Genomic DNA, 24,393 nt, shown 5'->3' on the forward strand with positions numbered 1-24,393 from the left:
CGACCCGGTAAGGGGGGGGGGGTTGGCAAGGGCCGGGGTTGGCGTGTTGCTTGTTTTTTTGGGTCGGTAGAGGGTGGAACCGCCCAGAACAACCTGGTCGAATTCAGACGTATACCCGCGTGGCGACTCGGAGGCGCCGATGGCCAGGAGACCTTGTGGCGCAAGCGAGGCGTGCAGTTTTTGGTAGATGCTGCTTTTCAGTTCATTGGAAAAGTAGATGAGAACGTTTCGGCAAAGAATGAGGTCAAACTGGCCGAGTTCGGCGAAGCTCTCCTTCAGGTTGAATGGGCGAAAGGTGACGATCCTGCGAATGACGGAGTCCACTTCATAAGACAGGTTGTTGGCCTGTGACACAAAGTAACGTTCCAAAAAGGCCTGGCGCATGCCCCGGGAGATGGCCAACTGGCTGTAGCGCCCGGCTTTGGCGATCATGAGGGCCGTCGAAGAGAGGTCCGTGGCCAGGATTTCAAACCGGTCCAGGGGCGGGGTGGCGTCGCTCGATTTGCGGATGCCGTGATCCAGGAGCATGGCGATGGAGTAAGGTTCCTGGCCGGTCGAGCAGGCCGCTGACCAGATGCGCACCCGGGGTTGTTGCCGGCCTTTTTGGAGCAACTCCGGCACCACGAAATCCGCTATGGCCGAAAAGAACGAGGCATCACGGAACCAGAGGGTTTCGTTGGTGGTCATGGCGTCGATGACCTTGGCTCCGAGGTGGGCATCGACCTGCAATTTGGCGTGGAACTGGATGTAATCCTGGCAGCCTGCCTGGACCATGAGGACATTCAGTCGGTTCTCGACCAGGTACTCCTTTCCTTCGGCGATCTGGATGCCGCTGTGTTCATGAACATAGCTGCGTATCAGATCAAACTCTTGCGGAGAGATCGTCATGTAGGGTCACCGGCAAAGTTCCAGGATTCTGGGTCCGATTCTGTCCAGCGGGAGAAGTTCATCGGCGAGACCCAACTCCACCACGGCCCGGGGCATGCCATAGACCACACAGCTCTCCTGATCCTGGGCGATGCACCAAGCCTGATGGTTGCGTTTCAGGAGTTCAACACCCTGTGCCCCATCCCGTCCCATGCCCGTCAGGATGACAGCCAGGACAGGGCCGGAAAAATGTTCGGCCACGGATTGGAACAGCACATCGACCGCCGGGCGACATTCGTTCACCTTGGGTCCGTCGTGGAGCGCGAGGGTCAATCCCTGGGCGCCCTCCTTGACGACCATGTGGACTCCTCCCGCAGCCAGGGTGACGCTGCCCGGGTTGACAGGCAACCCTTCCCGGGCTTCCTGAACGTCCATGCCGGAACTTTTCTGCAACTGGGTCGCCAGGGATGCCGTGAAGACCGGGGGCATGTGCTGCACGATCAGGGTAGGAATCGGCAAGGCTTGACCGATTCCGGAGAAAACACGTGTCAAGGCTGCCGGACCACCCGTGGAAGAGCCAATGAGCAGCAAGCCGGGGCGCATGGGGGCGGCGCCATGCTGGGTTGCCACGCGACGGGCGGGTTGCGGCGCGGGTTGTGGCGGTTGTGGACGCGCCGCAGGCGGAGGCGGAGTTGCAGCGGAAGGCTCGACATGGGGCCCGGCGCCGGAGGGGTGTTTGGGATGCAGTTCGGGTGGCGGCGTCCTGCGAAGGGCGGGCCGCAACTCTCTGGGAGTTGCGGCGCCTCCGGCTGGGTTGGGAGCGCCTCCGTTGGAACCTTGTGCGGCAGGGGTCGGCATGACGGGCGCCGGTGGCGCGGCGGCTTTTGGCGCGTGTCCCTTTTTTTGCAACAGCAATGTCAGGATGGGTTCGAGATCCCGTCGCAAGGCCTCCCGCGCCCGGGTGGCGTTGGACTCCAGCGGTTTGGTCACAAAGTCCAGGGCCCCTTCCTGGAGGCACGCCATGATGAGATTGGCATTGGAACGGGAGAGTCCGCTGACCATGATGACGGTGACATCCGGGTGGTTTTTGTGGAGAAATTTAAGGGTCTCCAGACCATCCAGGACCGGCATTTCCACGTCCAGCAGGATGACGTCAGGCTGGTCGAGCGGCAGGCGTTCCAGAGCGACGCGGCCATTGTTGGCGGAAGCGACGACCTGGATGCCAGTGATGCTCTCGGCAACGCTTTTGACGATCATGCGGTAGGTGATCGTATCATCGACCACCATGACACGGAGAGAAGTGGTCACGGGGTCACCAGTGCCCTGCATGAGTTACGAACAAGTCCATCGGTAGGTGACCTCAGCGATGTTGGCGTTGCCGTGATAAGTTAACTCCGTACACAAGGAGCGCACCAGGGCGATGCCCCGACCTCCGTGATGGAGGTTCCCCTCCAGAAAGGATTGCACCTTGCTGGGGTCAAAACCGGGGCCGCTGTCGGCGACGCGGATGCGAAGCTCGCCCCCTTGAGGATGGGGCGTATGGGTCAGGTGGATTTCGATCTCCCCTTCGGTCAGGGCGGCCAGGCGCTCCTCGCGTTGGGCATAGTAGCGCAGAAAACCTTCCGGGGTCTCTTTGGTGCGGGTGTCCAGTTGCAGGAGACCGTGATCCAGAGCGTTGGAAAACAGTTCGGCCAAAACCGTGTAGATGCGTTCCCGTTGGCCAGAGGGGGCCTGTAGATTCATCAGGGCGTTGATGATGGTTGGCAGGGGGTCGACCGACTTCAAGGTGTGGGCCGAAAAAGAGAAGAAAATTTTCCAACTGGAGGGAGGGATATCCTTTTGGGGAAGCTGGGGCCGTCCTCCGGGAGGATCCTCACCGGCACGGGAACAGACCACCTCCAGCAGGCTGATGTCATCGGTTTGCACGGCCAGGCCACGAAACGTGTCGAGGGTGTGCAAAATGGTGGGGAACAGCTTCTCGGGGGGCGTATCGCCGTTGAAAAGGGACTCCAGTCCCTCTTGGGAAAACATGGCGCCCTGATCGTTGGTGGCCTCGGTGAGACCATCCGAGTAGAGAAAGACCCGGTCGTCATCATGCATCTCCAGGATTTCCACTTTGCGATCCTCGCGCCGCATGGGGGAGACCCCCAGAGGGAGGTGGCTGGAGCGGATGCGGCGCACCACGCGGCCACTGTGGTCGGTCACCAGGACATCGGGCAGCCCGCCGTTCCAGACCATGAGGCTTTTCTGACGAAAATCGACCTCGATCAGGCAGGCGGCGCAAAACATGCGGGTGGGCAGAACCTTGTGCAACTTGTCGTTGATTTGTTCCGCCAGGTCACCGATGGAGAAGCCTTGTGCCGTCAGGCCATAAAAAAGTTCGGCCAGGGGGAGTGCGCCCACGGAAGCCGACAGGCCATGACCGGTAAAATCGCCCAGCATGATGTGCAGGCTGCCGGCTGGCGTGTAGCTCGCCACCAGCAGGTCACCGTTGAACAGCGACATGGGGGCGGTCCAGTGATTCAGGCAGGGGGCGTCGAGGAGGTTGCCGGCGCGCACGATATTGGAGAAGAGGTGCTGTCCCACCTCCATCTCTTGGCGGACCCCCTCCTGGTGCTTTTCCAACTGCTCTTTCTGGCTGTGCAAGACGGCGTGGAGTTGTCGAATGCGCTCCATGGCACTGATCTTGGCCTGCAAAATCACCCGGTTGAACGGTTTGGTCAGGAAGTCGTCACCGCCAGCCTCGATGCATCGGGCCAAACCTTCGTCGTCGGTGACCGCAGTCAAAAAAATGATGGGAATGAAACGATCCTGGCTGGCTTCCTTGATTTGCCGGGCCGCCTCATAGCCATTCATCAATGGCATGCGGATGTCCATCAAGACCAGGTCAGGATGTTCGGACTTGAACAAGGCGACGCCATCGCGACCATTGTAGGCCGTCACCACAGGGTGACCGTCCCGGCTCAGGAGCCGGTTCAGAATGGTGCTGTTGATGCGATCATCATCGACTATAAGGATTTTCATGCCTTGCCGTTGCCACAGGTCGATGTGGGCCGTTCACGGGGCTGCCCGGTTGTCAGCTACCCGGTTGTCAGCTGCCCGGTTGTCAGCTAATTTTGAAGAGGCGCTGGAAATTGGCCGTTTCCAGAATTTTGCGAATTTCCGGTCGGGCGTTGACGATTTCAATGTCGGCCTCGTTGGCACCGGCCTCTTCCCGCAGCAGTAAAAGCATGCCCAGGGCCGAGGAGTCGATGTATTCGGTTCCGGTCAGGTCGATGACAAACTTGCGATGTTTGTTGACTGATCCGTCGATCTCGTTTTGATAGGCAGTCCGGAATTGGGAGTGCATCTCGAAATTGAAACGTCCCTTGATGCTGATGGCGGTTTCGGTGTCGCTACGGTTGACGGTGATGGTTCCCGACATGGTTCTCTCCTGCTGGCAAATGGATGATACCCGACTGGATCAGAACAGTTCGATGTCGCCTTCGTCCATGGAGGTTTGATCGACAGGTTTATGGCTGTGTTGCGCAAAAATCCCCATATGCTCCTCCAGGGTTTGGCGAATGGCCTTCACTTGCGCCGCATGGTCAGCCGCTCCGGGATCGAGGCAGCCACAGCATACCATATGTGTGAACTGTTCCGTGAGGTTGATATGCTTCTCCAGACTTTGTACGAGTTGGGTGACCATATCCTCAAACTGGAGGGACATCACGGCTGTGCCCACATCCCGGTTGATATGTTCGGTGATTTTCGACACCTTGACCAGGGTTGAAGCCGTAAACTGGTCGATTTTACTCACCTCATCCATCATCTCGTCAACCCGTCCTTTGGATTCGATCGCAAAGCTCATGTCCTTGGAGGCCATGACCTCGATGATCTCCTTGGCCGAAACGATGTTTTCCTGCGAACGGCGCACCACCTGGTTGATTTTTTGGCTGAACAGATTGGAGTCCTTGGAGAGTTTGCGGACCTGATCGGCCACCACCGCGAAGGCCTTGCCGGCTTCACCGGCCCGGGCGGAGACGATCCGGGCATTGAGGGCCAGGACGTTGGTTTGTTCAGCGATGGCATCGATATCGTGCAAAAAAGCGACCACCTCGGTCATTTGGTTGGAGAGGTCATCGATGCGATGGACCATCTCCATGCTTTGCCGACTGATCAGCAGAATGTGATCGACGAAGGAGCGCAGAATTTGATCGGTCTCACTGACGAATTGCCTGATATTGATACGCTTATGGGCGCCTTCCTCACTGGCTTGATCGGCGTTTTCGCCACCCTCCATGCTGGAGGTCAAGGAGGTCACCAGGTGGTTCTGGTTGTTCGATTGATCCCGCAAGCCATTGAAGCTGGCTGTCAACTTGACAATGGCATCCTGCACCAGGAAGCGGATCTGGTCGGCATCGGCACGCATCAGATCCATTTCCTGATGAATCTGCTGCTGGATCGCTTTGGCGAGTTGTTGTTCCTCAGTGTCCATTACGCGGGGTCACCTGATCTGGTACCGGCTGCATGGTCAGGGGGTTGAAAAAAGAAGAGTTGCTACGCCACTTCCGATCCGACGCCCAGGACACTGGCAACATCCAGAATGACCAGCAGATTGTTTTCAAATTCGACCACACCGTGGACAAAATCGGCGGCGATGCCGCGCAGGTTGGCAGGAGGGGGTTGGATATTGTCATCGGAGATTTCCAGCACATCTCCCAGTTGATCGACGACCAGGCCTACCGGATCCTGCCAGGGGCAGCGGGCTTCGCCGATTTCGCGGTTGATCTGGATCACCTCGCTGCGGGTTTTCATGATAACGTTGTATTGTTTACGTTTATTGCTTGTGCCATCGGCGATGGATTGGGCATCGTTCCAGCCCAGGCGGCATTTCAGGTCGAACAGGGTGATGACCCGTCCGCGAATGTTCAGCATGCCACGGATGTAGTCATGGGAACCGGGAACCGGGGTACACTCCATGGAGCGATTGATCTCGCGCACCAGCAGGATCTCGATGCCCAGATAGAGGTCGCCCAGGGTGAACGTGCTGACCAGCATGGCTCGCTTTCCCTTAAAAATCCGTCGTTGGCTGAAGGGAGGAGACCACCTTCAGCAGCCGTTTTTTGTCGATGGTTGGCACACACGCAAAAAATCCGGCCCGGATGCATTTCTGTTCCAGGTCGGAGGAGATGGAGGTTGTGGTGGCGACCATGGGGATGTCGCTGTGGAAGGTGGAGGGCACCTCGGCGGCCAGCTCGAAGCCGTCCATGAGGGGCATGTTGATATCGGTCACCAAAAGGTCGTACTGATTGCTGCGCAACATGGCGACGGCCATCTGGCCATCCTCGGCCTGGTCGATCTCAAAGCCTATTTCCCTGAGATAGCTGGCCGTCAACACCCGCAGGAAGGGGGTATCGTCCACCACCAGGGCGCGCAGGCCGGCGGCGTCGAATTTGGACTCCAGATGGGAGGTGGTGATGCGGGCAAGGTCCAGCACCCGGTTCACATCCGGGAAGAGGACCACCCGATCATCCAACTGGGCAGAACCAAACAGACCGTCGGCGACGATGGCGCGGGTGTCCAGTTCAATGTTGATCTCGCGGGTGTCGATGATGCGGGCAAAGATCAGGCCGGCTTGGATATCCGGGATGTTGGGGACCACCATGCACAGGTCATTGTCCTCATCTTCGCTTTCCGGGCGTGGTGCCAGCCCCATCCCTTCGAGGCCCATGACCTGATCCGGGTAGACGGCGCGGAAGGTTTTGCGGTCATACCGCACGTAGGGGAGGCCGCCGATATTCACCAGCAGATTGGGCGAGATTTTTTCCACGCGCCGCACCATGCTGTGGACGATGCCCATGAGCAGGCCGGTATCGGTTTCCAGCAGGATAATGTTTTGTCGTTCGCGCAAGGCTTCGCGGCGTTCGGCATCCAGGTCCATGCGGGTGGCGCGCTCGACGTTGCTGAAGCTGATGTTGGCACGCTCCATGACCCCGGCGTAGTCGATGATCAGGGAGACCGTGCCATCGCCCAGGATGGTGGTGGCCGAGAAGCAGACGTTATCCTTGAAGAAGGAGGGGAGGGGTTTCACCACGATCTCTTCGCTGTCGAGCACCTCGTCCACCACCATGCCGAACTCGTTGCCGCCGACGTTCAGGACCATGACGTAGGCCACAAGGCTGCCAGGGTGGCGGCGGTCGTCGTTGTTGCGCCGGTTTCCGGCGCTGCGGTGCGCGGGGGTGGCCGTTTTGCCGCGCACCACGGGCGTCGCTGCCGGTTCTTCCGGTCGGTGCCGCCGGGTGCGTCGGTCGGAGAGCCGTCCTCGCCGGTCGGGATCGTCGCTGTCGGGGGGGAAGGTGCGTTGGATCCCCAGGACATCAGCGAGATCCACCAGGGGGAGCAGCATGTTGCGCAGGCGCAAGACCGGGGCATTGCCGACGGTTTCGATCTGGTTGGAGCGGTCGGACTCCGCCACGCGCACGATCTCCACCAGACCGATCTCCGGGATGGCGAAGCGCTGGCTGCCGGACGAGACGATCATGGCCGGGATGATGGCCAGGGTAAGGGGCAATTTCAGGATGATGCGCGTACCGCGTCCGACCTTGGACTCGATGTGGACCGTTCCACCCAGCTTTTCGATGTTGGTGCGCACCACGTCCATGCCCACGCCACGTCCCGACACATCCGAGACTTTTTTCGCCATCGACAAGCCTGGCATGAAGATCAGGTTCAGGGCCTCTTCCTCGCTCATGGCGTCGGCCTGTTCCTCGGTGATCTGGCCTTTTTCGATGGCCTTCATTTTGATCTTGTTGCCATCGATGCCGGCGCCATCATCGCTGAGGGCTATGTTGACCATGCCATTTTCGTGGTAGGCGGCCAACTCCACCCGTCCTGCTTCGGGCTTGCCGATTGCGATGCGATCTTCCGGGGATTCGATGGCATGATCGGCCACGTTGCGGATCATATGGGTCAGCGGGTCGGAAAGGTGTTCGATCACCGACTTGTCCAGGTCCACATCGCCGCCCCGCAACTCCAGGTCGATCTTTTTTTCCAGTTTGCGGGCCAGGTCACGAATGATCCGGGGAAATTTGTTGAAGACCACGCTGACCGGCTGCATGCGGGCCTGCATCACCTTTTCCTGGATGCGGCTGGTGATGGAGTCCAGATTTTGCACCAGGGGTCCGATGCTGGGATGCTGGCTGGCCACATCGGTTGCGGCGCGGGTCAACTGGTTGCGGGCCAGAACCAGCTCTCCGGCCATGTTGATCAGTTCGTCCAGCAGCGAGACGCTGACCCGCAGGGTTTCTTCCACGGCGGGGGGGGCGTTCCCCTTGCCTGCCGTCGGGTTGGTCGCGGCGGTGGTGGCGGAGGCGGTCTTGGCCTGTCCACCTTTGGCCTGTCCCTGAAAGCCCGCGCTGGGTTTGCGCAGACGTGGCCGCCTGTCGGTTGGTCCGTCATCGTCCGCCGGCTGTGAGGTCAAGGCGGTGGTGTCGTGCAACGCCGCAGAGGGAGCGGGACGACCACGCGACGCGGCGGCAATGGCTGTGGTATCGGGCTGCAACTGCGGGCGCAACGCCGCCGCCAGCCTGGTCAGGGAGTCGGGAATCGGGAGTGCGGCAAAGTTTTCCCTGGGAATCTGCAACAGGGTTTGCAGAAGGTCCGCCTCCAACACGGTGGCCAGCAGAACCTCCATGACCTCCGACACCGTCGTGAGTCCCGGATCCTTGGCGATGTCCGGATTGGTCGCCACCAACTGGCCCACGGACTCCATCAGGGCCTTGATCTTGGCGTAGTGGGAACGCTTCTCGTCGGCATCTTTCGGGAGCGGCGCCTTGACGACAAAAAACAACTGGCCGTGGTGAACGGCGTTGGTGACCGCCTCCGGGAACAGCTCCAGATTTTTCAGATTGACATGGGTCGGTGGAAGGGTCAGCGCCTGGGAGGGCGCCGTGGGATTCAGAACAGTCACCTCATCGGCTGCATCGGGTGGGGGTTCCGAGGTTGTGGCGGCGGCCTCAGGCATTTCAGGGGAGGAGTCGCCTGGTTCGGCTGGGGGTTCTTCGTCGGTCCCTTCCGCTGCGGCGGATTCGGGCAACGGAGGCTCCGCATCGACCAGGGGTTCCGTCGTGGCTTCCGCAGGCGGGGGTTCCGGTGGCGCCGGTTTCGTCGCAGCGGGTGCAGCACCGCCATCCAACCCGGCCAAAAGGGCCTGGATATTGGCCACCTGTTCGCTGGCGTCGACGGATTCGCTGCTGCTGACGTCACCGATCATCGTCTGCAGTTTGTCGAGGCCCGCCAAAAGACTGTCGGTCACGGCTGGCGAGGCGACATTGGGGTCATCGCGCACCTTGCCAAGCAGATTTTCCATGGTGTGGCTTAGCTTGGTGATGGCGGTCAAGCCAAAGAAGCCTGCCGAGCCCTTGATGGAGTGAACGCCCCGAAACAAGCGGTTGATGATGTCCCGCTCCGTCGCGCTGCCATTCTCCTCCAGCGTCAGCAGGTCAGGCTCGATGGTCTCAAGATGCTCGACCGCCTCCTGGACGAACATCCCCAACAATTCATCATCTTCCTCGGACATGGCCGTTCCGCTTCCAAGCGCAGGGGTTGTGACAGGGTGCAAACCCAATCCGTGTATCGTTCAGGCGGCCTGCAAGACCGGTACCAGCGACAAGGTACCGGGTGGCATCTCCACATGATTGAATGGATTGCCGTGCAAAACCAGGAAAAAAGTAACCATGCAGCACCCTTTCCAAGAAAAGCCTGGGCATGAGAGCCTTTGTCGGGTTTTGCCCCGAACCCACCAGGACGCTATCCCTGGCCTTGCCAGGGAGCCGGCCTCCTGGACCCCGATGCGTTGTCGGGTGCCAAACAGTGACACGGAAAGATCGCCTGGGCAGCTATTTTTTTGAGAGGGTACCGGATTATTGCAAAAATTAGGATGAAATTTCCCCGGCCTTTTTGTTATAGTCCGTTGCGAAACAGGAACGGGAGGAGGCGCAGATGAGCGGTTCAGTCCGCTTCTGTGTGCTTTTTTTCTATTTTTTCAAATGTTTCCATGCTTGCTTCTGAGTGTGCAAGTCTGGCTGGTGTGCCGTTTGTGCGTTGATGGGACGGGTCGCATGGTTGCCGACGACTTTTTACCGGCTGTGATTGGGTGGAGTTGCCGTTGGCGTCGTGTCAATTTTGGAGTGGGTTCCGCGTGTCGGTGTGGCGGTTTTGGCAGCTGACGGGGGATCCATACAGGCCAGTGATCGGTCTGGACGAGAGTTTGGATCGGTTGCCTGAGGGAGGGAAATCGGATGAGAAAAACGGTATTGGCGGAGATGCTGGATGAGCCGGTTTTCGATAACAATGACACCCATCTGTGGATGGCGGTCATGGATCGCGCTGTGCGTGATCTTGTGGCCCTGGAGCGGTATCGGCAGGATCCGACCGTCATGGAAGATCCCGTTTTTCGCTACGACTATCGCACCCTGAAAAAATGGTTCCACTCCTCCTCCATGGAACCGGGTTCTTTCAACTGGATCTGCTCTCTGGTCAACATCGATCCGCGTTGGGCCTTGCGGAGGTTGGAGGAGCGCCTCAAGGTGTGTCTGTTGCCCGAGTCGGCCAGGCGGGCGGCGCAGGCCCGGCATGAGCGGATGCGCGCCTCGGCGGCTCGCGCCGCCTGACCATACTGCCTGTTTGTGGCTATTCACCAGGTCAATCTGACCAGACCGGGTCGCGCTTGTTCCGGTCGTGGCAGGTCAATCACAAGGCCGGATTTTTCCGGCCTTTTTTTCGTGTGCGGAGTCGATGGATCATGACTGTGGAACGGTTGCGGGATTCCTGGTCGCGCGGGACTGCTTTTTTGGGATCGCGTCACGCCATCCTTGGTGGAGCCATGTCCTGGCTGTCGGAACACAATCTGGTGGCGGCCATTGCTGCCGCCGGAGGTTTCGGCGTTCTGGCTACGGGCAACATGCCTCCCGAAAAATTGCAGGAGGAGATCCATCAGGTGCGCACCCGCACCGGCAACCCGTTTGGGGTCAACCTGATCACCCTCAACCCGCGTTTGAGCGAACTTGTGGCGGTGGTGGTGGCGGAAAGGGTGAGCCATTGTGTCCTGGCAGGTGGGCTGCCAGACCAGGAGACCATGCGTACCCTCAAGGAGGCTGGGGTCAAGGTGATTGTTTTCGCTCCTTCGCTGGCGATAGGCAAACGCCTGATCCAGCGGGGCGCGGATGCCCTGATCATCGAAGGCCATGAAGCGGGTGGTCACGTCGGCCCCGTGGCCACGGGAGTTCTGGTACAGGAGATTCTGCCGTTTGTGGAGGAGGTGCCGGTCTTTGTGGCGGGGGGCATCGCCAATGGCGACATGGTGGCCACCCTGGTGGCCATGGGGGCGGCAGGGTGTCAGATCGGCACCCGCTTTGTCTGCACCGAAGAGTGTATCGCCCATGCCAACTTCAAAAATCTCTTCATACGCGCTCAATCCCGCGATGCCGTGGTGACCGTCCAGTTTGACCCGGTTCTGCCCGTGATTCCGGTGCGGGCCCTGGTCAACAAGGGAACGGAGGTTTTCAATCAAATGCAGCTTCGCCTGATCGGCGAGGTCAAGGAGGGGCGGAAGGAGCGCAAGGAAGCCATCCTGGAGTTGGAACACTTCTGGGTTGGCGCCTTGCGGCGGGCCGCCATCGACGGCGATGTTGAGTTCGGTTCGGTCATGGCCGGTCAGAGCGTCGGCCTGGTCAAGGCGATCCAACCGGTGGCCGTGGTCATGCAGGAGCTGGTCGCCGAGGTGGAAAAAAGATTGCGGGGTGTTTGAATCGTTATCAGTTACTCTTTAACGTTGGTGGTGAGCAACGTATTCACGCAGGGCGGCATTGATACGGGTTTGATAACCAGGGCCTTGCCGTTGAAACCACTCCAGAATGTCGGCATCAAGGCGCATGGCCACGGGCTTTTTGACAGGCCGGAAAAGTGCTCCCCGGACGGCACCACTCCACGATGTCACCTCGCGAGCATCAGGATCGGTCAGGTCTATGTCGCAATCGGGGCGGTCGCGTAGCACGTCAAGAGCGGCCTGTTCGTCAGCAGAAAGCTTCCTGGTATTCACCATCTTCATACGCCCTTCTCTCGTGTTTTGTTGCCCGTCGAACGCTGACAATACGGCCTGGGGAACTATTGCCGGGCCATGTGTGGACGACGAAAAGAGCTACTCCGGCGACAACGGCTACGGTATTCCAACGATCACCATCCGGGTGCGGGTCTGGAAGAGAAACGGCCAGCCGATCGGCCAGGGCAACTTCCCCAACACTCAATGGCAACCCGTGTTTCCGAAGATTTATCGCGTCTTTCTGCGGATCCCAGGTCTAGTGCAAATCATCCTCCACGTCTATACGAAAATGTATAGACGATAGGTTCAGTTCGTCAAATGTTTTTGCAACTATTCACTACTTTTTCAAGAAAAGCCTGGACATGCAAGCCTTTGTCAGGGCTTCGCCCCGATTCAAGAAAAGCCTGGATACGCAAGCCTTTGTCAGGGTTTCGCCCCGATTCAAGAAAAGCCTGGGCATGAAAGCCTTTGTCAGGGCTTCGCTCCGAACCCCACCAGGGCGCTGCCCTGGACTAAGCCAGGGAGCCAGCCCCCTGGACCCCGATTCGTTAGCGGGTGGTGAATAGTTATGGTTTTTCAAGCGTTTTTCATACCATTCACATGCAGGCGGATTTCTCCATGGGGCGCCTCGACCCGGATGTGTTCTCCATCCTTGATCTGGCCGGCCAGCATCCCTTCGGCCAGGGGATCCTGGATAAGCTTTTGTATGGCGCGCTTCAGGGGTCTTGCACCATAAACCGGATCGTACCCTGTTTCGGCGAGCAGGTTGCGGGCGGTCTCGCCCAGCTCCAGGGTGATTTTGTGCGACTCCAGGAGGGTGTGCAGGTGGCGCATCTGGATGGCGATGATGGCTTCCATGTGCTCGCGGGCCAGGCGGTGGAAGATGACCACGTCATCCAATCGGTTGAGGAACTCGGGCCGGAAAAAGCCTTGCAACTCGGCCAGGATTTGACTGGACATGGCGGCATGATCCTGGGCGCCGGCCATCTCCTGGATGTGTTGTGAACCCATGTTGGAGGTCATGATGATCAGGGTGTGGCGGAAATTGACGGTCCGGCCATGGCCGTCGGTCAGGCGCCCGTCATCGAGAACCTGGAGCAGAACGTTGAACACCTCCGGGTGGGCTTTTTCGATTTCGTCCAGGAGGATAACGCTGTAGGGGCGGCGGCGTACCGCTTCGGTCAATTGTCCCCCCTCCTCGAAGCCGACGTAACCGGGGGGCGCCCCCACGAGACGGGCCACGGTGTGGCGTTCGGCGTATTCGGACATGTCCAGGCGGACCAGGGCCTGGGGATCGTCGAACAACAGTTCGGCCAGGGCCTTGGTCAACTCGGTCTTGCCGACGCCGGTTGGCCCGAGAAAGATGAAGGAGCCCAGGGGCCGTTGCGGATCCTGGAGGCCGGCGCGTGCCCGGCGCACGGCTCGGGAGATGACCGACAGGGCTTGTTCCTGGCCCACGACCCGTTCAGCCAGACGGCTCTCCATCTGGAGCAGTTTGGCGCGTTCCCCTTCCAGGAGGCGGGTGACCGGGATGCCGCTCCAACGGGCGACGATGGTGGCAATATCATCCTGATCGACCTTCTCCCGCAGCAGGCGGTTTTCGTTCTCCTTGGCCATGTTCTGTGCGGCGGCCAGTCGTTGTTCCAGTTCCGGGATGGCGCCATAACGCAGTTTGCCGGCCTCTTCCAGGAGATTGTGCCGCACGGCCTCGTCCAGTTCATGCCGCTGGCGCTCCAGGGTCTCCTTGAGGGATTGGATGTTGGTCAGGGCCGATTTTTCCTTTTGCCAGAGGGAGGTGAGACGGGCGGACTCCTCCTTGAGGTTGCCGAGTTCCTGTTCGAGGTTGCCGAGGCGTTCCTGGGATGCGGGATCCGTCTCTCGGGTCAGGGCGGTGCGCTCGATCTCCAGTTGCAAAATTTTACGGTCGATTTCATCGATGGCGCGGGGTTTGGAGGTGATCTCCATGCGAATGGTGGCGGCGGCTTCATCCATCAGGTCGATGGCCTTGTCCGGGAGAAAACGGTCAGCGATGTACCGGTCTGCCAGGGTGGCGGCGGCGACGATGGCCCCATCGGTGATGCGCACGCCGTGGTGCAGCTCGTATTTGTCCTTGATGCCGCGCAAGATGGAGATGGTATCGGCCACCGAGGGTTCCCCCACCAGGACCGGCTGGAAACGCCGCTCCAGGGCGGCATCTTTTTCGACGTGCTGGCGATATTCATCCAGGGTGGTGGCGCCGACGCAGTGCAAATCCCCGCGTGCCAGGGCTGGTTTCAAAAGATTGGACGCATCCATGGCTCCATCGGTGCGTCCGGCCCCCACGAGGGTGTGCATTTCGTCGATGAACAAAATCACCCCATGGTTGGCATCCTGGACCTCTTTGAGGACCGCTTTCAGGCGCTCTTCGAATTCTCCCCGATATTTGGCGCCAGCGATCAGGGCGCCCATATCCAGGGCCACCAGGCGTTTTCCTTTGAGTGATTCCGGGACATCGCCCCGCACGATGCGCAGGGCAAGCCCTTCGATGATGGCGGTTTTGCCCACGCCGGGTTCGCCGATCAGCACCGGATTGTTTTTTGTCCGGCGGGAGAGCACCTGGATGGTGCGCCGGATCTCTTCATCCCGACCGATCACCGGATCCAATTTGTTTTGGCGGGCAAGCGCAGTCAGATCCCGGGCATATTTTTCCAGGGCCTGGAAGGTGCCTTCCGGATCCGGCGAGGTGACCCGTTGGTTGCCGCGCACCCTCTGCAAGGCGGTGAGCAGATTTTTTTCCGTGGCGCCGGCCTGGCGGAGCTGTTCGCCTCCCTGGCCCTCTTTTTCGCGCGTCATGGCCAACAAAAAATGTTCCGTGGAGGTGTATTCATCTTTCAATTGGGTGGCCCATTGTTCCGCATCCATCCACACCGCCTGGAAGCGCCGCGACGGGATGATGCGATCCGCTCCGGTGCCGGCCACCTTTGGAAAGGTGCCAAGAGCCTGCTCCAACCCCTGGACGAGACTGTCCATGGCAACCCCCACCTGCTCCAGGATCGAGCGGGCCAGGCCATCCCGTTCGGCCAGAAAAGCCAGGAGGAGGTGTTCCGGCTCCATCTGCTGGTGGGTGTGGCTGGCCGCCAAACCGATGGCGTTTTCGATGGCCGCGCGGGATTTGGTGGTCAAACGTTCCTGACGCATAACTTTTTCTCCGGGGTGGCGTGCCGTGAAGGCCGTTGGGCATGCTTCGGAAGTATGCATGCAGGAAGGATTTGGCAATGGCTGAAAGAAAAATGGTCACTGCCCAGGCGGTCTTTCCGTCACCACGAACCGGGGTCCAGGGGGCTGGCTCCCTTTATTTACAACACCTGCTCGACCCACCCTACCCATTCCGGCGCCAGCCGTTCCCAGAACAGATAGACGAATCCCCCACCGCCATAAAGCAGGACGCCGCCGATATGGCCGAAGGCCACCTTGATGTCGGTGGTTGAAGGGATGGCGTTTTCCAGCAGCAGGGTCATGGACAGGAGGTAGAGTAAAAAGTTTGGTGTGGTGTCGGGCAGCAGGGAGAAGAAGCGTTGATCCACCTGATAGGCCAGATAGAAGAGGAGCATGGGGGCCAGGGCGGTTGGTATTGTATTGAAAAAGCGCAAATTGCTGAAGGTTACACTCCCGAGCGTGAGGCCATTGGGGGTTTGTTGGGGCCACAGGGAGATGCGGGAGGGTTTGGCCAGGAGGAGCAGACCGACCAGATAATGGGCCAACTCGTGCAGGAGGGTGCCGAACAGGTTGACCAGGGCGACCAGGAAGCGATTGCCAAAGGAGACGCGCCGCAGGCGGGCCAGGAGGAGGACCAGCGCGATGATGTAAAATCTATTGTCCAAAGAGAGAAATTCCTGGGATGACATGGCAGAGGCTTTTCCAATTTTTATGTCATTTTCGACGGTATGTTGGGTGGTTGAAAGGGGATGTCACCTGTCTTGCGGGTTGAATGAATCTTCGCAGACCATCCCGGAAGCATGTGAAGCTGGGCGATGCATTGTTTTCAACATCCATTTTTGGGGCGATGTTTTTTGCCCAGATGTGTTTATGCTTCAGGGTGAGTGGCGATCGTTTTTTAACGGAGCCCAGGCTGGATCGGACATTCGGGTCGATGGCCTCGGCCAGTTTCTCCCAGGTGTTGATCTGTGCGTCCTGCACATAGGTGTCCAAAACGCCTTGATCTGCATCAGGGTACGCTGCCAGTATGGCTGACCTGTCTCCCAGGAACCAGGCCTCAAGCTCTTCGATGGCGATCCGGAAGAGGTGTTTTGGAGTTTTTTCGCAATATTTCAAAAGATTGACAAGTTCCTGCTTGAATGTACGACAATCTGTTCTCTTATCCAGATCGACCAGGATCACAATAACCACATCATCGTTTGCCTCCTTGCCATAAGCGCGGAGTTTACCGGGCAGATTGTGGAGGAGCGTGCGATCTTTCACATGGGCTGGGTGATCCGGAAATTCTGGTAAGCTCCCAATGCCTTGGTGTTTATGGATGCTCCACGTGTGTGGATTCCCATAGGGCCCGACAATCTTTTCCATCAAGATGGAAAGGGCCGTTTTTTCGGTTTGCCCTTCGACGAGGATTTCAAAGTGCATGACCTAACCTGCATCCAGGTAATCGCTATACCACAAAGCGCCCAGTGGCTGCCCCTCACTCAACATGTTCTGGACGAATTGGATATCACAGGCGCGTGTTGCCTTTGAGAATCCATCGGTATCTTTTTTCAAAACCCACACTTCATCGGGTTCGAGAGCATCCACGAAATAGGGTTGGTGCGTGGTCATAAAGACCTGCGTTCCACCTTTTCTTCCATTGGCATATGCACGAAAGTGGCTTGCCAACTCTTCCAACAATTGATGGTAGAGACCATTCTCCGGCTCCTCGATACACAGGAACGGGGGTGGTTCCGGATCTTCCAACAACAAATAGTAGGCAAATATTTTCAGGGTGCCATCGGACATTTGATAGTGTGTGAAAGGATCCTTGAATGCCGTGCTGTGGAAAAGCAGATAAAGATTTTTGGATATGTCATCCCGGTGAACTGTAATTTTCTTGATGTCGGGAATTTTTTCGGCAATTCGTGACAAGATACGTTCAAAGACTCTCCTGTGCTCTCTTTCCAGGAATTGCACCACGTTACCCAGATTTTTTCCTGATTCATCGAGGTGTTTTTGGGGGCCAGCCTTGGATATTTCGCGTGCGGCATTGGGAGAGAAATAACTGAGATACCATCCTTCAAGAAAAATACGAAACAAGGTGATGCGCGGGTGTTCTTTGAGAGAACCCAACGTGGCAATGCCCAATTTGCGCTGGTCAGTCAGCTGGACCCTGATGCTGTCGGCATCTTCTTGCAACGTTTCCCTTTTGTTCTGGTTGTTATCCAAATTATCTTCAACATTTCCGCTGGCGTAACTTTCCAGACCAGACCACACCAATCCCTCCCCTTTTGCCAGGTACAGGAAAGAGAAGGGACGACCTTGTTTTTGACCTTTACGGCGTTGCCGAAGGCGTTCTTTTTGGACGCAGGGTCGTCCCGATGGGTCCAGGTCTATGGATAGTTCGTAGGTGATGGGACGGGCATTTTTGTCTTCACGGTAATAAAGCTCAAATTCGATGGGTCCATCGCTACCTTGAGAACGCAAGCGTTGGAAGCCGCCACGCTCCCGCAAATCACAGGCCTCTTCGACCCCCACTCGCAGACAATCCCCCAAAAAGCCGAATGCGTCGAACAGGGAACTTTTTCCCGCACCATTCTTGCCAATCACCACGGTCATGGGAGTGAGCGGCTTGGTTTGCTGGGAATTCCAGAGTTTGCCAAGCGTGACATCACGCAATGACCGGTAATTTTTGATGCGCAAACCTTCCAATTTGGCCATGGCTGTGACTCTGTACCCTCATAACATTCAGGACGAGCTTTGACATGAAAGCCTTTGTCGGGGCTTCGCCCCGAACCCAAGACAAGCTTTGACATGAGAGCCTTTGTCAGGGCTTCGCCCCGAACTCTCGAGACAAGCTTTGACATGAAAGCCTTTATCAGGGCTTCGCCCCGAACTCTCAAGACAAGCTTTGACATGAAAGCCTTTGTCAGGGCCTCGCCCCGAACCCCCAAGACAAGCTTTGACATGAGAGCCTTTGTCAGGGCTTCGCCCCGAACCCCACCAGGAGGAAGGGCGCAGCCCTTCCTCCTGGACCTCCATTCCGGTATTTCAATCGTAGGCCTTTGTCGGGTCTTTGCCCAGAACCCCACCAGGAGGAAGGGCGCAGCCTTTCCTCCTGGACCTCCATTCACGGTTTCAGGGCCTGACCGATTCTTTGCATGGTTCGGTCGATGGTGTGCTCCGACAGGGCGCGGCGCTGTCCCGCACGGCGCAGGTTGCGGCGTTTTTCCGGGTCTGCCGACAGTTGCGTTATTTTTTCCACCAACTCTTCGGCGCTCCGGTAGCTCTCCACCTCCCGCCCCAGGTCGTAAAGTTGATCCAGGCCCGGGCACCATTCGGTGAGATAGCAGGCGCCCAGCATGGGGGCTTCCAGGTCGCGTAGACGGGAGTATACCCCGGGTTGGGCAAAGGGGTGATGAAAGCTGGGGTAGCGATTGACCCCAAGGCAAATGGTGCTCTGTTGGATGATCTGGATATACTCCTCCGCCGAGGGTTGGGGGGCGAGGGTGTCGCGGAAGATGTCCATGGAGATTTCAGGACGCCAGCTTTCCCGGATCTTGCGCAAAAAAGGGAGCCACCCTTCGTCGCGGATGAAGCGGATCTGGTGTTGTGCCCCTGTCTGCCAACGGGCGGGGTGAAACCGGTTCGGCAGCAGGGCGGAGGATTCTTTTGGGGTGATATGCCACCCCGCTCCCCGGAGTTCCAATTTGGCGCCAAGGGAGAGGGTTTGGGCAAACAATGATTTGCGTTGTACATCAGCCGAGCCGATAAAGACGGTTCCATGCCGTTCGGGATGGTTGGCATGGCGATGCTCAGGCGCCACCCACATGGGCATGGGGGCATGGATGGTGGGGAGTCCCTGTTGTTGATACAGGGGATAGGCTGCGTATTCGGGCACCCAGTTCAGATCAAATACAGTGAATTCGTCTGGTATTTTTTTAAATTCGCGCACATTGTCACAAAAAAAATTGACGCAGGGGATACCCATGGCCTGGATCTCCCGGATGGCCTGGACATCGATATGACGTGGATAGAGATAGCCGAGGAAAAGATCGATGGATTGGTTCCGGTGTGCCTTTTTGAGGGCGTCCAGGAGACGGGGCCAGGTTTGTTGCCGCCATTGTTGGGCTTTCAGGTCGGATGGGGCGGCCAGGCATGCGGCCCAGTCGATGTTTGGGTCTTCAAACCAGGTGATGCCGGCCTCCCTGAGTCCACCGCGCATGTAGGTGGACCAAAAGTGGTAGGCAGGGATGGGGTGATTTTTTTGCGATTGAAGAAAACCGAGAAAGATATGCATGGACAAAACCCAAAAAGATTATTGAAAGACTGGGATGGAGGTCCAGGAGGAAGGGTTGTGCCCTTCCTCCTGGTGGGGTTTGGGGCAACGCCCCAATAAAGTTTTTCATATCAAGCTTTTTTTCATGAATGATCCAGCCAGGCGCCATATTTCATTTCGTAGATGTCGAAGATGGTGATGGCCATGGCTGCGATGATGGGTCCGAAGAGCAAGCCCAGGATACCGAAATGGATGACCCCTCCGAAGGTGGTCAGGACGGTCAGGAGGGTGTGGTTGAGGACCAGGATGGGCCCGCCGGTTTGGTGGGGTGGGACGATTTTTCCCAGGCGGTTGACCAGGAGGGGTCGCAGCAGATTGTCGATGAGGAAGCCGATCACCATCACGCCCCAAAAGACCAGGAAAAGCGCCTGTGCCTGATGGCCATGCCAGTAGAGAATCCAGGCCAAAGGCCCCCAGATGAGGAGTCCTCCCACCACCGGGATAAAGGATGCCATGGCCAGCGCCACGCCAAGGTAGAACCAGGGGAGGCCGAGAAAAGCGGTCACCAGGGAGAAGGAGAGTCCCTGCAATGCGGCAATGCTGATGGTGGAGAGGGTCAGGGTGAAGGCCATGGCGGCAAAGCGGGAGAACATGATGTCATCGTAGCGGTTGTCCAGGGGGGTCAGTATCTTGATTTTCCTGACGATGCGTGGACCATCCCGGTAGAAGAAGAACAGTGCGAAAAGCATCAATCCAAGTGAGCTGAGAAAGGCCACGCCATGGCCGGCGATGTTTTTGAACAGGCCCAGGAGCAGGTGGGCCAGATGGCCGGCCAGCTCATTTCTCCGGTTCAGGATTTCAGTCAGGATGCGTTCCTGCAAGGCCGCAGGCAGGGGGAGGGGGTCAAGCCACTCCAGCAGGTTCGTTTTCAGGGTGGCCGCGTCGGTCAGGCCGGTCAACCCATGGCGCAGGTTGTCGATGGTGGTCCCGAGGCGCAAGGTGCTGGAGACGGTCAGGTAGATCACCGGGGCAATCACCAGCACGAAGGTCAGCAACGTCGTGATCAGGGCAGCTTGGTTGGGGGGGATACGCCAGTGTTCATGCAATCGCCGGTAAAACGGCCAGGTGGCCACAGCGACCAGGACCGCCATGAACAAACCGGTCAAAAAGGGCATGAAGAGCCACAACAGTCCGCCCAGGGCCAGGACCAGGAGGGTGATCAAAAATCGTGTTTCGAAACGGGCCAGATCTTCCTGGTCGGTATTTTTGGTCATGGGCACGCCCTTTGCTTCAGTCGATGGTTGGGCCTACTCTATCACTGAGCGGAATGTTTTGTCTGCACGTCTGCAAGAGGGTATCCCTTGGCGACTGAAAGACTGGGAAGGAGGTCCAGGAGGAAGGGCTGCGCCCCTTCCTCCTGGTGAGGTTCGGGGCGAAGCCCTGACAAAGGCTTACGATTGAAAGACTGGGATGGAGGTCCAGGAGGAAGGGCTGCGCCCTTCCTCCTGGTGGGGTTCGGGGCGAAGCCCTGACAAAGGCTTCCATGCCGAGTTTTCATGTCAAAGTTTTTCATGTCAGGGCTTTCATGGAGATGGAGAGAGAGTCGATGCGTTACTTTGTCATGGGTGTCTTGTTGGCGGGATTGATCTCCCCGGCCCTGGTTTTGGCGCGTCCAACAGCCTTGGCCCGTGAGGTGGCCCAGCAGGCCAAGGAGAAAAAGGAAGAGTTTGAGGTCAAAAAGGAAATTCTGCGTCCGTTGCAGACCAAATTTTTTGAGCTTGAAGGAGATGTGCGCAGCCGGGAGCGATCTCTGGAGGAGAAGCGGCAACCGGTCTATCGTGCCCTGGAGAAATACCGGAGGGTTCAGCAGTTATCGCTCGAATACCCAGAGGTCACGACGGAAAGCGAGCGCCGGGACTATATGGAGCTCAGGAGCAAGACGGACGAGGAGACCCGTCCTCAGCAGGAGGAACTTTTCGCTTTGCGCGAGAAGTTGAATCAGGCTTACGAAAAGTTGGCTGTGGCGCAGAAGGAGTTGGATCTTGTGGCGCGTGAAATCGAAAACCTCAACGACAAGGCCATTGAGGCCAAGTCGATCATGGGTGTTTCACGGGACTGAAGGCCTGCAAGACGGATAGGGGTTGATTCCACTGTTTCCGTCGTCCCTGGTTGCGTCCCGAACAAACAGTCCCGGGAGGTCGTGTCGTGGCAGACGCTTATCGGTCGATTGCTTGGAAGGTGCTGACTTTGTTGGGTACTGTCGGCATTGCCAGCTTGTTGGGCATCACCTTCATGTTTTTACGGGAGACGGAGCAGATTTTGTTGGAGCAGAATGACCGCGCCATTCACCGTTTCACCGATAACATCGACCGCAGTCTTGAGACCATCATGCTTTCCGGATACACGGATGTGGCGCGTGCCTATGCCGCCAGGCTCAAGGGTATGGAAGGGTTGGTTGATCTGCATATTCAGCGTTTGGACGAAAAGGATGCGTTTCAATCCGGGAGTGGCGAATCGGTTGGTGGCGAGGCAGGGGTTGTTGGATTCACTCATTTTGATGCAGCCCGGGTATCGCACCCGTTTGCTGCGGCGGTGGAGGGGAGGAAGCAGGTTCTGGTCGAGTCGCGTGGTGATGACGGTTCGACCATGCGCACCTATTTTGTTCCCATTCCCAACAAGGAGCCCTGCCATGCCTGTCATGGTGACCAGCATGCGGTGCGGGGTGTGTTGCGTCTGACGGTCTCTTTGGCCGATGTAGAGATGCGGATCCATCGGATGTGGGTGAATGGCGTTGTCCTGTCTCTGGGCGCCATTTCGATGTTTATGGCTTTGTTGTGGTTGTTGCTCAAACGGGTGGTGATCACTCCCTTGAAAAAAACCCGGGAGACCATTGCCCGCATTGCCGATGGCGACCTGCGGCACCGCATTGTCGTGACGGCGTTCAAACGGGATGAGGTTGCGGATATTGGTTGGCATGTCAATGGGATGGCTGATCGTTTGGCCGACATGATCCGCTTGATTCGCGGTGAATTCCAGACCATCGCCACCAGCATGGAGCGGTTTGACGAGGTCCGTGGACAACTGGAGCATGGCTCCGCCAGCACCTCCGAAATTTCCGCAGCGGTGGCCCGTTTCATGGCGACCATCGTTGGACAGATCTGGAAAAGTGTCGAACACTCCCGGAGCACCGAGGCGCTGGCCCGGGAGGTGGCGGCAGAGGCGGTCAAGAGTGGCCAGGCGGTGAAACTTGCCGTGGAGAGCATGCGGCAAATCAGCGAAAAAACCCATATTATTTCCGATTTGGCCCGGCAGACCAATCTGTTGGCTCTCAACGCCTCCATAGAGGCAGCCCGGGCTGGAGAGCAGGGCCGCGGGTTTGCGGTGGTGGCCGCAGAGGTGCGCAAGCTGGCGGAACGCAGCAGTGGGGCAGCCGAGGAGATTGGTTCTTTCTCTGTCGCCAGCATGGCAACGGCCACCCAGGCCGGACAGATGCTGGAGAGGCTGGTGCCGAAAATCGTCCATACCGCCGAGTTGGTGACCCAGATCGATCAGCTTTCCAATGCCCAGAGCGATGGAACAAAGGCTATTTCCGAGGCGGTGGGCAAATTGGACCAAGTGGTGCGGGAGAATGCCCGGACATCCGCTCGCATCGCGGACGTTTCCCAGGAGTTGATTCAGCTTTCGGAGTCCCTCGACAGGGCCTTGGCCGCATTCAAGGTGACCGATCAGGTTTGATCGGTCAATGCTTTTTCCACGCTGATCCAGGGGTGATCGAAGGTTTCGGCCACGGGGGGCGAGGTCAGGTGTCCGTAGGCGGCGTTGATTCCTTTGTACAGGGCCGGGTCGTGGGCGGCAGCCTGGTGTACTCCCTGGTTGGCCAGCTCCAGGATGTAGGGGAGGGTGTGGCCGGTCAGGGCGGGGGTGGCGGTCATGGGGACTGCTCCGGGCATGTTGCCGACACAGTAGTGGACGATGCCATCCAACTCGAAGGTTGGACGGCTGTGGGTGGTCGGGTGTGACGTTTCCAGGGTGCCTCCCTGGTTGATGTCCACGGCCACCATGACCGACCCCGGATGCATGCGTCGCAGCATCTCCCGGGTGATGAGTTGGGGGGTTTTGGCGCCCGGGGTAAGGATGGCGCTGATGACCACGTCAGCGGCCAGGAGGGTTTCCCGCAGTTTTTGCCGATCGAACATGAGCGGGACGACATTGGGGGGCATGTTGCTGCTCAGCTGGTGGATGCGTTCCGGGTTGACATCCAGCAGCAGGACACGGGCGCCGAGGGTGGCTGCCATGCGGGCGGCGTTGCTGCCGACTCTTCCTCCGCCCAGGATGAGGATCGTGGCGGGTTCCACGCCCGGCACGCCGCCCAGCAGGAGGCCTCGCCCTCCCTGGGAGCGTTCCAGGAAGCGGATGCCTTGATGTATGGCCATCCGTCCAGCCACGATGCTCATGGGGGCCAGGAGGGGAAGATGGCCATCCGGGGTTTCGACGGTTTCGTAGGCGATGGCCACGCAACCAGACTCCAGGACCGCCTGCATCAGTGGCGGGGATGCGGCCAGGTGAAAAAAAGCGCAGATGATCTGCCCGGGACGCATGAGGGCATATTCATGGGGCTGGGGCTCCTGGACTTTGACCATCATTTCGGCCCGTTCCCAGATTTCCGTCACTTCCGGCAATATGACGGCTCCGGCGGCGGCGTAGAGGGCATCGTTGAAGCCGCTGCCGAGTCCCGCGCCGGACTCCACCAGTAGTTGGTGTTCATGTTCCACCAGGGTTTCGACCCCGGATGGTGTGATGGCGACCCGGTATTCATCCGGGCGGCGTTCTTTGATGACCCCGATGCGCATGTTGGTAAGTTCCCAAAAAAACGTTTGGAGGTCCAGGAGGAAGGGCTGCGCTCTTCCTCCTGGTGGGGTCCGGGGCAACGCCCCGAAAAAAAACCATTAAAAGACTGGGATGGAGGTCCAGGAGGAAGGGCTGCGCCCTT

At 58.4% G+C, this 24,393-nt stretch carries 19 protein-coding genes and 1 pseudogene; 4 read left to right on the forward strand and 16 right to left on the reverse strand.

Annotated features, from left to right (window positions below):
* From HQL63_11300 to HQL63_11330, 7 genes are all read right to left on the reverse strand, one after another.
* Nucleotides 1-888 (reverse strand): protein-glutamate O-methyltransferase CheR (locus tag HQL63_11300; protein ID MBF0177415.1); only part of this gene is annotated, 888 nt, incomplete at its 3' end.
* 6 nt (nucleotides 889-894) lie between these two features.
* Nucleotides 895-2,175: a chemotaxis-specific protein-glutamate methyltransferase CheB gene (gene cheB, locus HQL63_11305; GenBank protein ID MBF0177416.1), complete on the reverse strand. Its 1,281-nt coding sequence runs from the start codon at nucleotides 2,173-2,175 to the stop codon at nucleotides 895-897.
* Between the two features lie 24 nt (nucleotides 2,176-2,199).
* Nucleotides 2,200-3,891, reverse strand: a complete 1,692-nt coding sequence (locus tag HQL63_11310; protein MBF0177417.1) for a fused response regulator/phosphatase — start codon at nucleotides 3,889-3,891, stop codon at nucleotides 2,200-2,202.
* Between the two features lie 82 nt (nucleotides 3,892-3,973).
* Complete coding sequence (locus HQL63_11315; protein ID MBF0177418.1) at nucleotides 3,974-4,291, reverse strand: STAS domain-containing protein; 318 nt, start codon at nucleotides 4,289-4,291, stop codon at nucleotides 3,974-3,976.
* A 39-nt stretch (nucleotides 4,292-4,330) separates the two neighbouring features.
* Complete coding sequence (locus tag HQL63_11320) at nucleotides 4,331-5,344, reverse strand: chemotaxis protein (protein MBF0177419.1); 1,014 nt, start codon at nucleotides 5,342-5,344, stop codon at nucleotides 4,331-4,333.
* A 62-nt stretch (nucleotides 5,345-5,406) separates the two neighbouring features.
* Nucleotides 5,407-5,907 carry a chemotaxis protein CheW gene (locus HQL63_11325; protein MBF0177420.1) on the reverse strand — a complete coding sequence of 167 codons (501 nt, stop codon included), beginning with the start codon at nucleotides 5,905-5,907 and terminating at the stop codon, nucleotides 5,407-5,409.
* A 13-nt stretch (nucleotides 5,908-5,920) separates the two neighbouring features.
* Nucleotides 5,921-9,427, reverse strand: coding sequence for a chemotaxis protein CheW (locus HQL63_11330; protein MBF0177421.1), 3,507 nt, complete (start codon nucleotides 9,425-9,427; stop codon nucleotides 5,921-5,923).
* A gap of 721 nt (nucleotides 9,428-10,148) precedes the next feature.
* On the opposite strand from HQL63_11330, the gene HQL63_11335 reads away from it, so the two are divergent.
* Both HQL63_11335 and HQL63_11340 read left to right on the forward strand, forming a co-directional pair.
* On the forward strand, nucleotides 10,149-10,520 hold the full coding sequence (locus HQL63_11335; protein MBF0177422.1) for a hypothetical protein: 372 nt from the start codon (nucleotides 10,149-10,151) through the stop codon (nucleotides 10,518-10,520).
* Between the two features lie 131 nt (nucleotides 10,521-10,651).
* Entirely contained in the window at nucleotides 10,652-11,656 is a 1,005-nt protein-coding gene (locus tag HQL63_11340; protein ID MBF0177423.1) for a nitronate monooxygenase, read from the forward strand.
* A gap of 18 nt (nucleotides 11,657-11,674) precedes the next feature.
* Here the strand turns inward: HQL63_11340 and HQL63_11345 are convergent, their stop codons facing one another.
* From HQL63_11345 to HQL63_11380, 8 genes and pseudogenes are all read right to left on the reverse strand, one after another.
* Nucleotides 11,675-11,956: a BrnA antitoxin family protein gene (locus tag HQL63_11345; protein MBF0177424.1), complete on the reverse strand. Its 282-nt coding sequence runs from the start codon at nucleotides 11,954-11,956 to the stop codon at nucleotides 11,675-11,677.
* Nucleotides 11,922-12,212, reverse strand: a pseudogene (locus HQL63_11350) (BrnT family toxin). The gene HQL63_11345 and the pseudogene HQL63_11350 overlap by 35 nt, the downstream one beginning before the upstream one ends.
* 311 nt (nucleotides 12,213-12,523) lie before the next feature.
* Entirely contained in the window at nucleotides 12,524-15,124 is a 2,601-nt protein-coding gene (clpB, locus tag HQL63_11355) for an ATP-dependent chaperone ClpB (protein ID MBF0177425.1), read from the reverse strand.
* 158 nt (nucleotides 15,125-15,282) lie between these two features.
* Nucleotides 15,283-15,831: a hypothetical protein gene (locus HQL63_11360; protein ID MBF0177426.1), complete on the reverse strand. Its 549-nt coding sequence runs from the start codon at nucleotides 15,829-15,831 to the stop codon at nucleotides 15,283-15,285.
* Between the two features lie 25 nt (nucleotides 15,832-15,856).
* Nucleotides 15,857-16,564, reverse strand: a complete 708-nt coding sequence (locus HQL63_11365) for a DUF4276 family protein (protein ID MBF0177427.1) — start codon at nucleotides 16,562-16,564, stop codon at nucleotides 15,857-15,859.
* A 3-nt stretch (nucleotides 16,565-16,567) separates the two neighbouring features.
* Nucleotides 16,568-17,845 (reverse strand): AAA family ATPase, encoded by a 1,278-nt coding sequence (locus tag HQL63_11370; protein ID MBF0177428.1) that lies wholly within the window; start codon nucleotides 17,843-17,845, stop codon nucleotides 16,568-16,570.
* A gap of 409 nt (nucleotides 17,846-18,254) precedes the next feature.
* Nucleotides 18,255-19,424, reverse strand: a complete 1,170-nt coding sequence (locus HQL63_11375; GenBank protein MBF0177429.1) for a glycosyltransferase family 1 protein — start codon at nucleotides 19,422-19,424, stop codon at nucleotides 18,255-18,257.
* Nucleotides 19,425-19,546: 122 nt separating this feature from the next.
* Nucleotides 19,547-20,677 carry an AI-2E family transporter gene (locus HQL63_11380; protein MBF0177430.1) on the reverse strand — a complete coding sequence of 377 codons (1,131 nt, stop codon included), beginning with the start codon at nucleotides 20,675-20,677 and terminating at the stop codon, nucleotides 19,547-19,549.
* A gap of 269 nt (nucleotides 20,678-20,946) precedes the next feature.
* Between HQL63_11380 and HQL63_11385 the strand changes: the two genes are divergently transcribed.
* Both HQL63_11385 and HQL63_11390 read left to right on the forward strand, forming a co-directional pair.
* Nucleotides 20,947-21,522, forward strand: a complete 576-nt coding sequence (locus HQL63_11385; protein ID MBF0177431.1) for a hypothetical protein — start codon at nucleotides 20,947-20,949, stop codon at nucleotides 21,520-21,522.
* An 86-nt stretch (nucleotides 21,523-21,608) separates the two neighbouring features.
* A complete protein-coding gene (locus HQL63_11390; GenBank protein ID MBF0177432.1) occupies nucleotides 21,609-23,138 on the forward strand; it encodes a methyl-accepting chemotaxis protein in 1,530 nt (509 codons plus the stop codon).
* Here the strand turns inward: HQL63_11390 and ald are convergent.
* Nucleotides 23,129-24,253 (reverse strand): alanine dehydrogenase, encoded by a 1,125-nt coding sequence (gene ald, locus HQL63_11395; GenBank protein ID MBF0177433.1) that lies wholly within the window; start codon nucleotides 24,251-24,253, stop codon nucleotides 23,129-23,131. The genes HQL63_11390 and ald overlap by 10 nt on opposite strands.
* Nucleotides 24,254-24,393: the final 140 nt, after the last annotated feature.

The organism is Magnetococcales bacterium (assembly GCA_015231175.1).
GTDB lineage: Bacteria > Pseudomonadota > Magnetococcia > Magnetococcales > DC0425bin3 > HA3dbin3.

Bases quoted from the DNA above. Each gene is read 5' to 3' on its own strand.
- HQL63_11310 (MBF0177417.1), bottom strand. From the start codon at position 3,891: ATGAAAATCCTTATAGTCGATGATGATCGCATCAACAGCACCATTCTG.
- HQL63_11315 (MBF0177418.1), bottom strand. From the start codon at position 4,291: ATGTCGGGAACCATCACCGTCAACCGTAGCGACACCGAAACCGCCATC.
- HQL63_11320 (MBF0177419.1), bottom strand. From the start codon at position 5,344: ATGGACACTGAGGAACAACAACTCGCCAAAGCGATCCAGCAGCAGATT.
- HQL63_11325 (MBF0177420.1), bottom strand. From the start codon at position 5,907: ATGCTGGTCAGCACGTTCACCCTGGGCGACCTCTATCTGGGCATCGAG.
- HQL63_11330 (MBF0177421.1), bottom strand. From the start codon at position 9,427: ATGTCCGAGGAAGATGATGAATTGTTGGGGATGTTCGTCCAGGAGGCG.
- HQL63_11335 (MBF0177422.1), top strand. From the start codon at position 10,149: ATGAGAAAAACGGTATTGGCGGAGATGCTGGATGAGCCGGTTTTCGAT.
- HQL63_11340 (MBF0177423.1), top strand. From the start codon at position 10,652: ATGACTGTGGAACGGTTGCGGGATTCCTGGTCGCGCGGGACTGCTTTT.
- HQL63_11345 (MBF0177424.1), bottom strand. From the start codon at position 11,956: ATGAAGATGGTGAATACCAGGAAGCTTTCTGCTGACGAACAGGCCGCT.
- clpB (MBF0177425.1), bottom strand. From the start codon at position 15,124: ATGCGTCAGGAACGTTTGACCACCAAATCCCGCGCGGCCATCGAAAAC.
- HQL63_11360 (MBF0177426.1), bottom strand. From the start codon at position 15,831: ATGTCATCCCAGGAATTTCTCTCTTTGGACAATAGATTTTACATCATC.
- HQL63_11365 (MBF0177427.1), bottom strand. From the start codon at position 16,564: ATGCACTTTGAAATCCTCGTCGAAGGGCAAACCGAAAAAACGGCCCTT.
- HQL63_11370 (MBF0177428.1), bottom strand. From the start codon at position 17,845: ATGGCCAAATTGGAAGGTTTGCGCATCAAAAATTACCGGTCATTGCGT.
- HQL63_11375 (MBF0177429.1), bottom strand. From the start codon at position 19,424: ATGCATATCTTTCTCGGTTTTCTTCAATCGCAAAAAAATCACCCCATC.
- HQL63_11380 (MBF0177430.1), bottom strand. From the start codon at position 20,677: ATGACCAAAAATACCGACCAGGAAGATCTGGCCCGTTTCGAAACACGA.
- HQL63_11385 (MBF0177431.1), top strand. From the start codon at position 20,947: ATGCCGAGTTTTCATGTCAAAGTTTTTCATGTCAGGGCTTTCATGGAG.
- ald (MBF0177433.1), bottom strand. From the start codon at position 24,253: ATGCGCATCGGGGTCATCAAAGAACGCCGCCCGGATGAATACCGGGTC.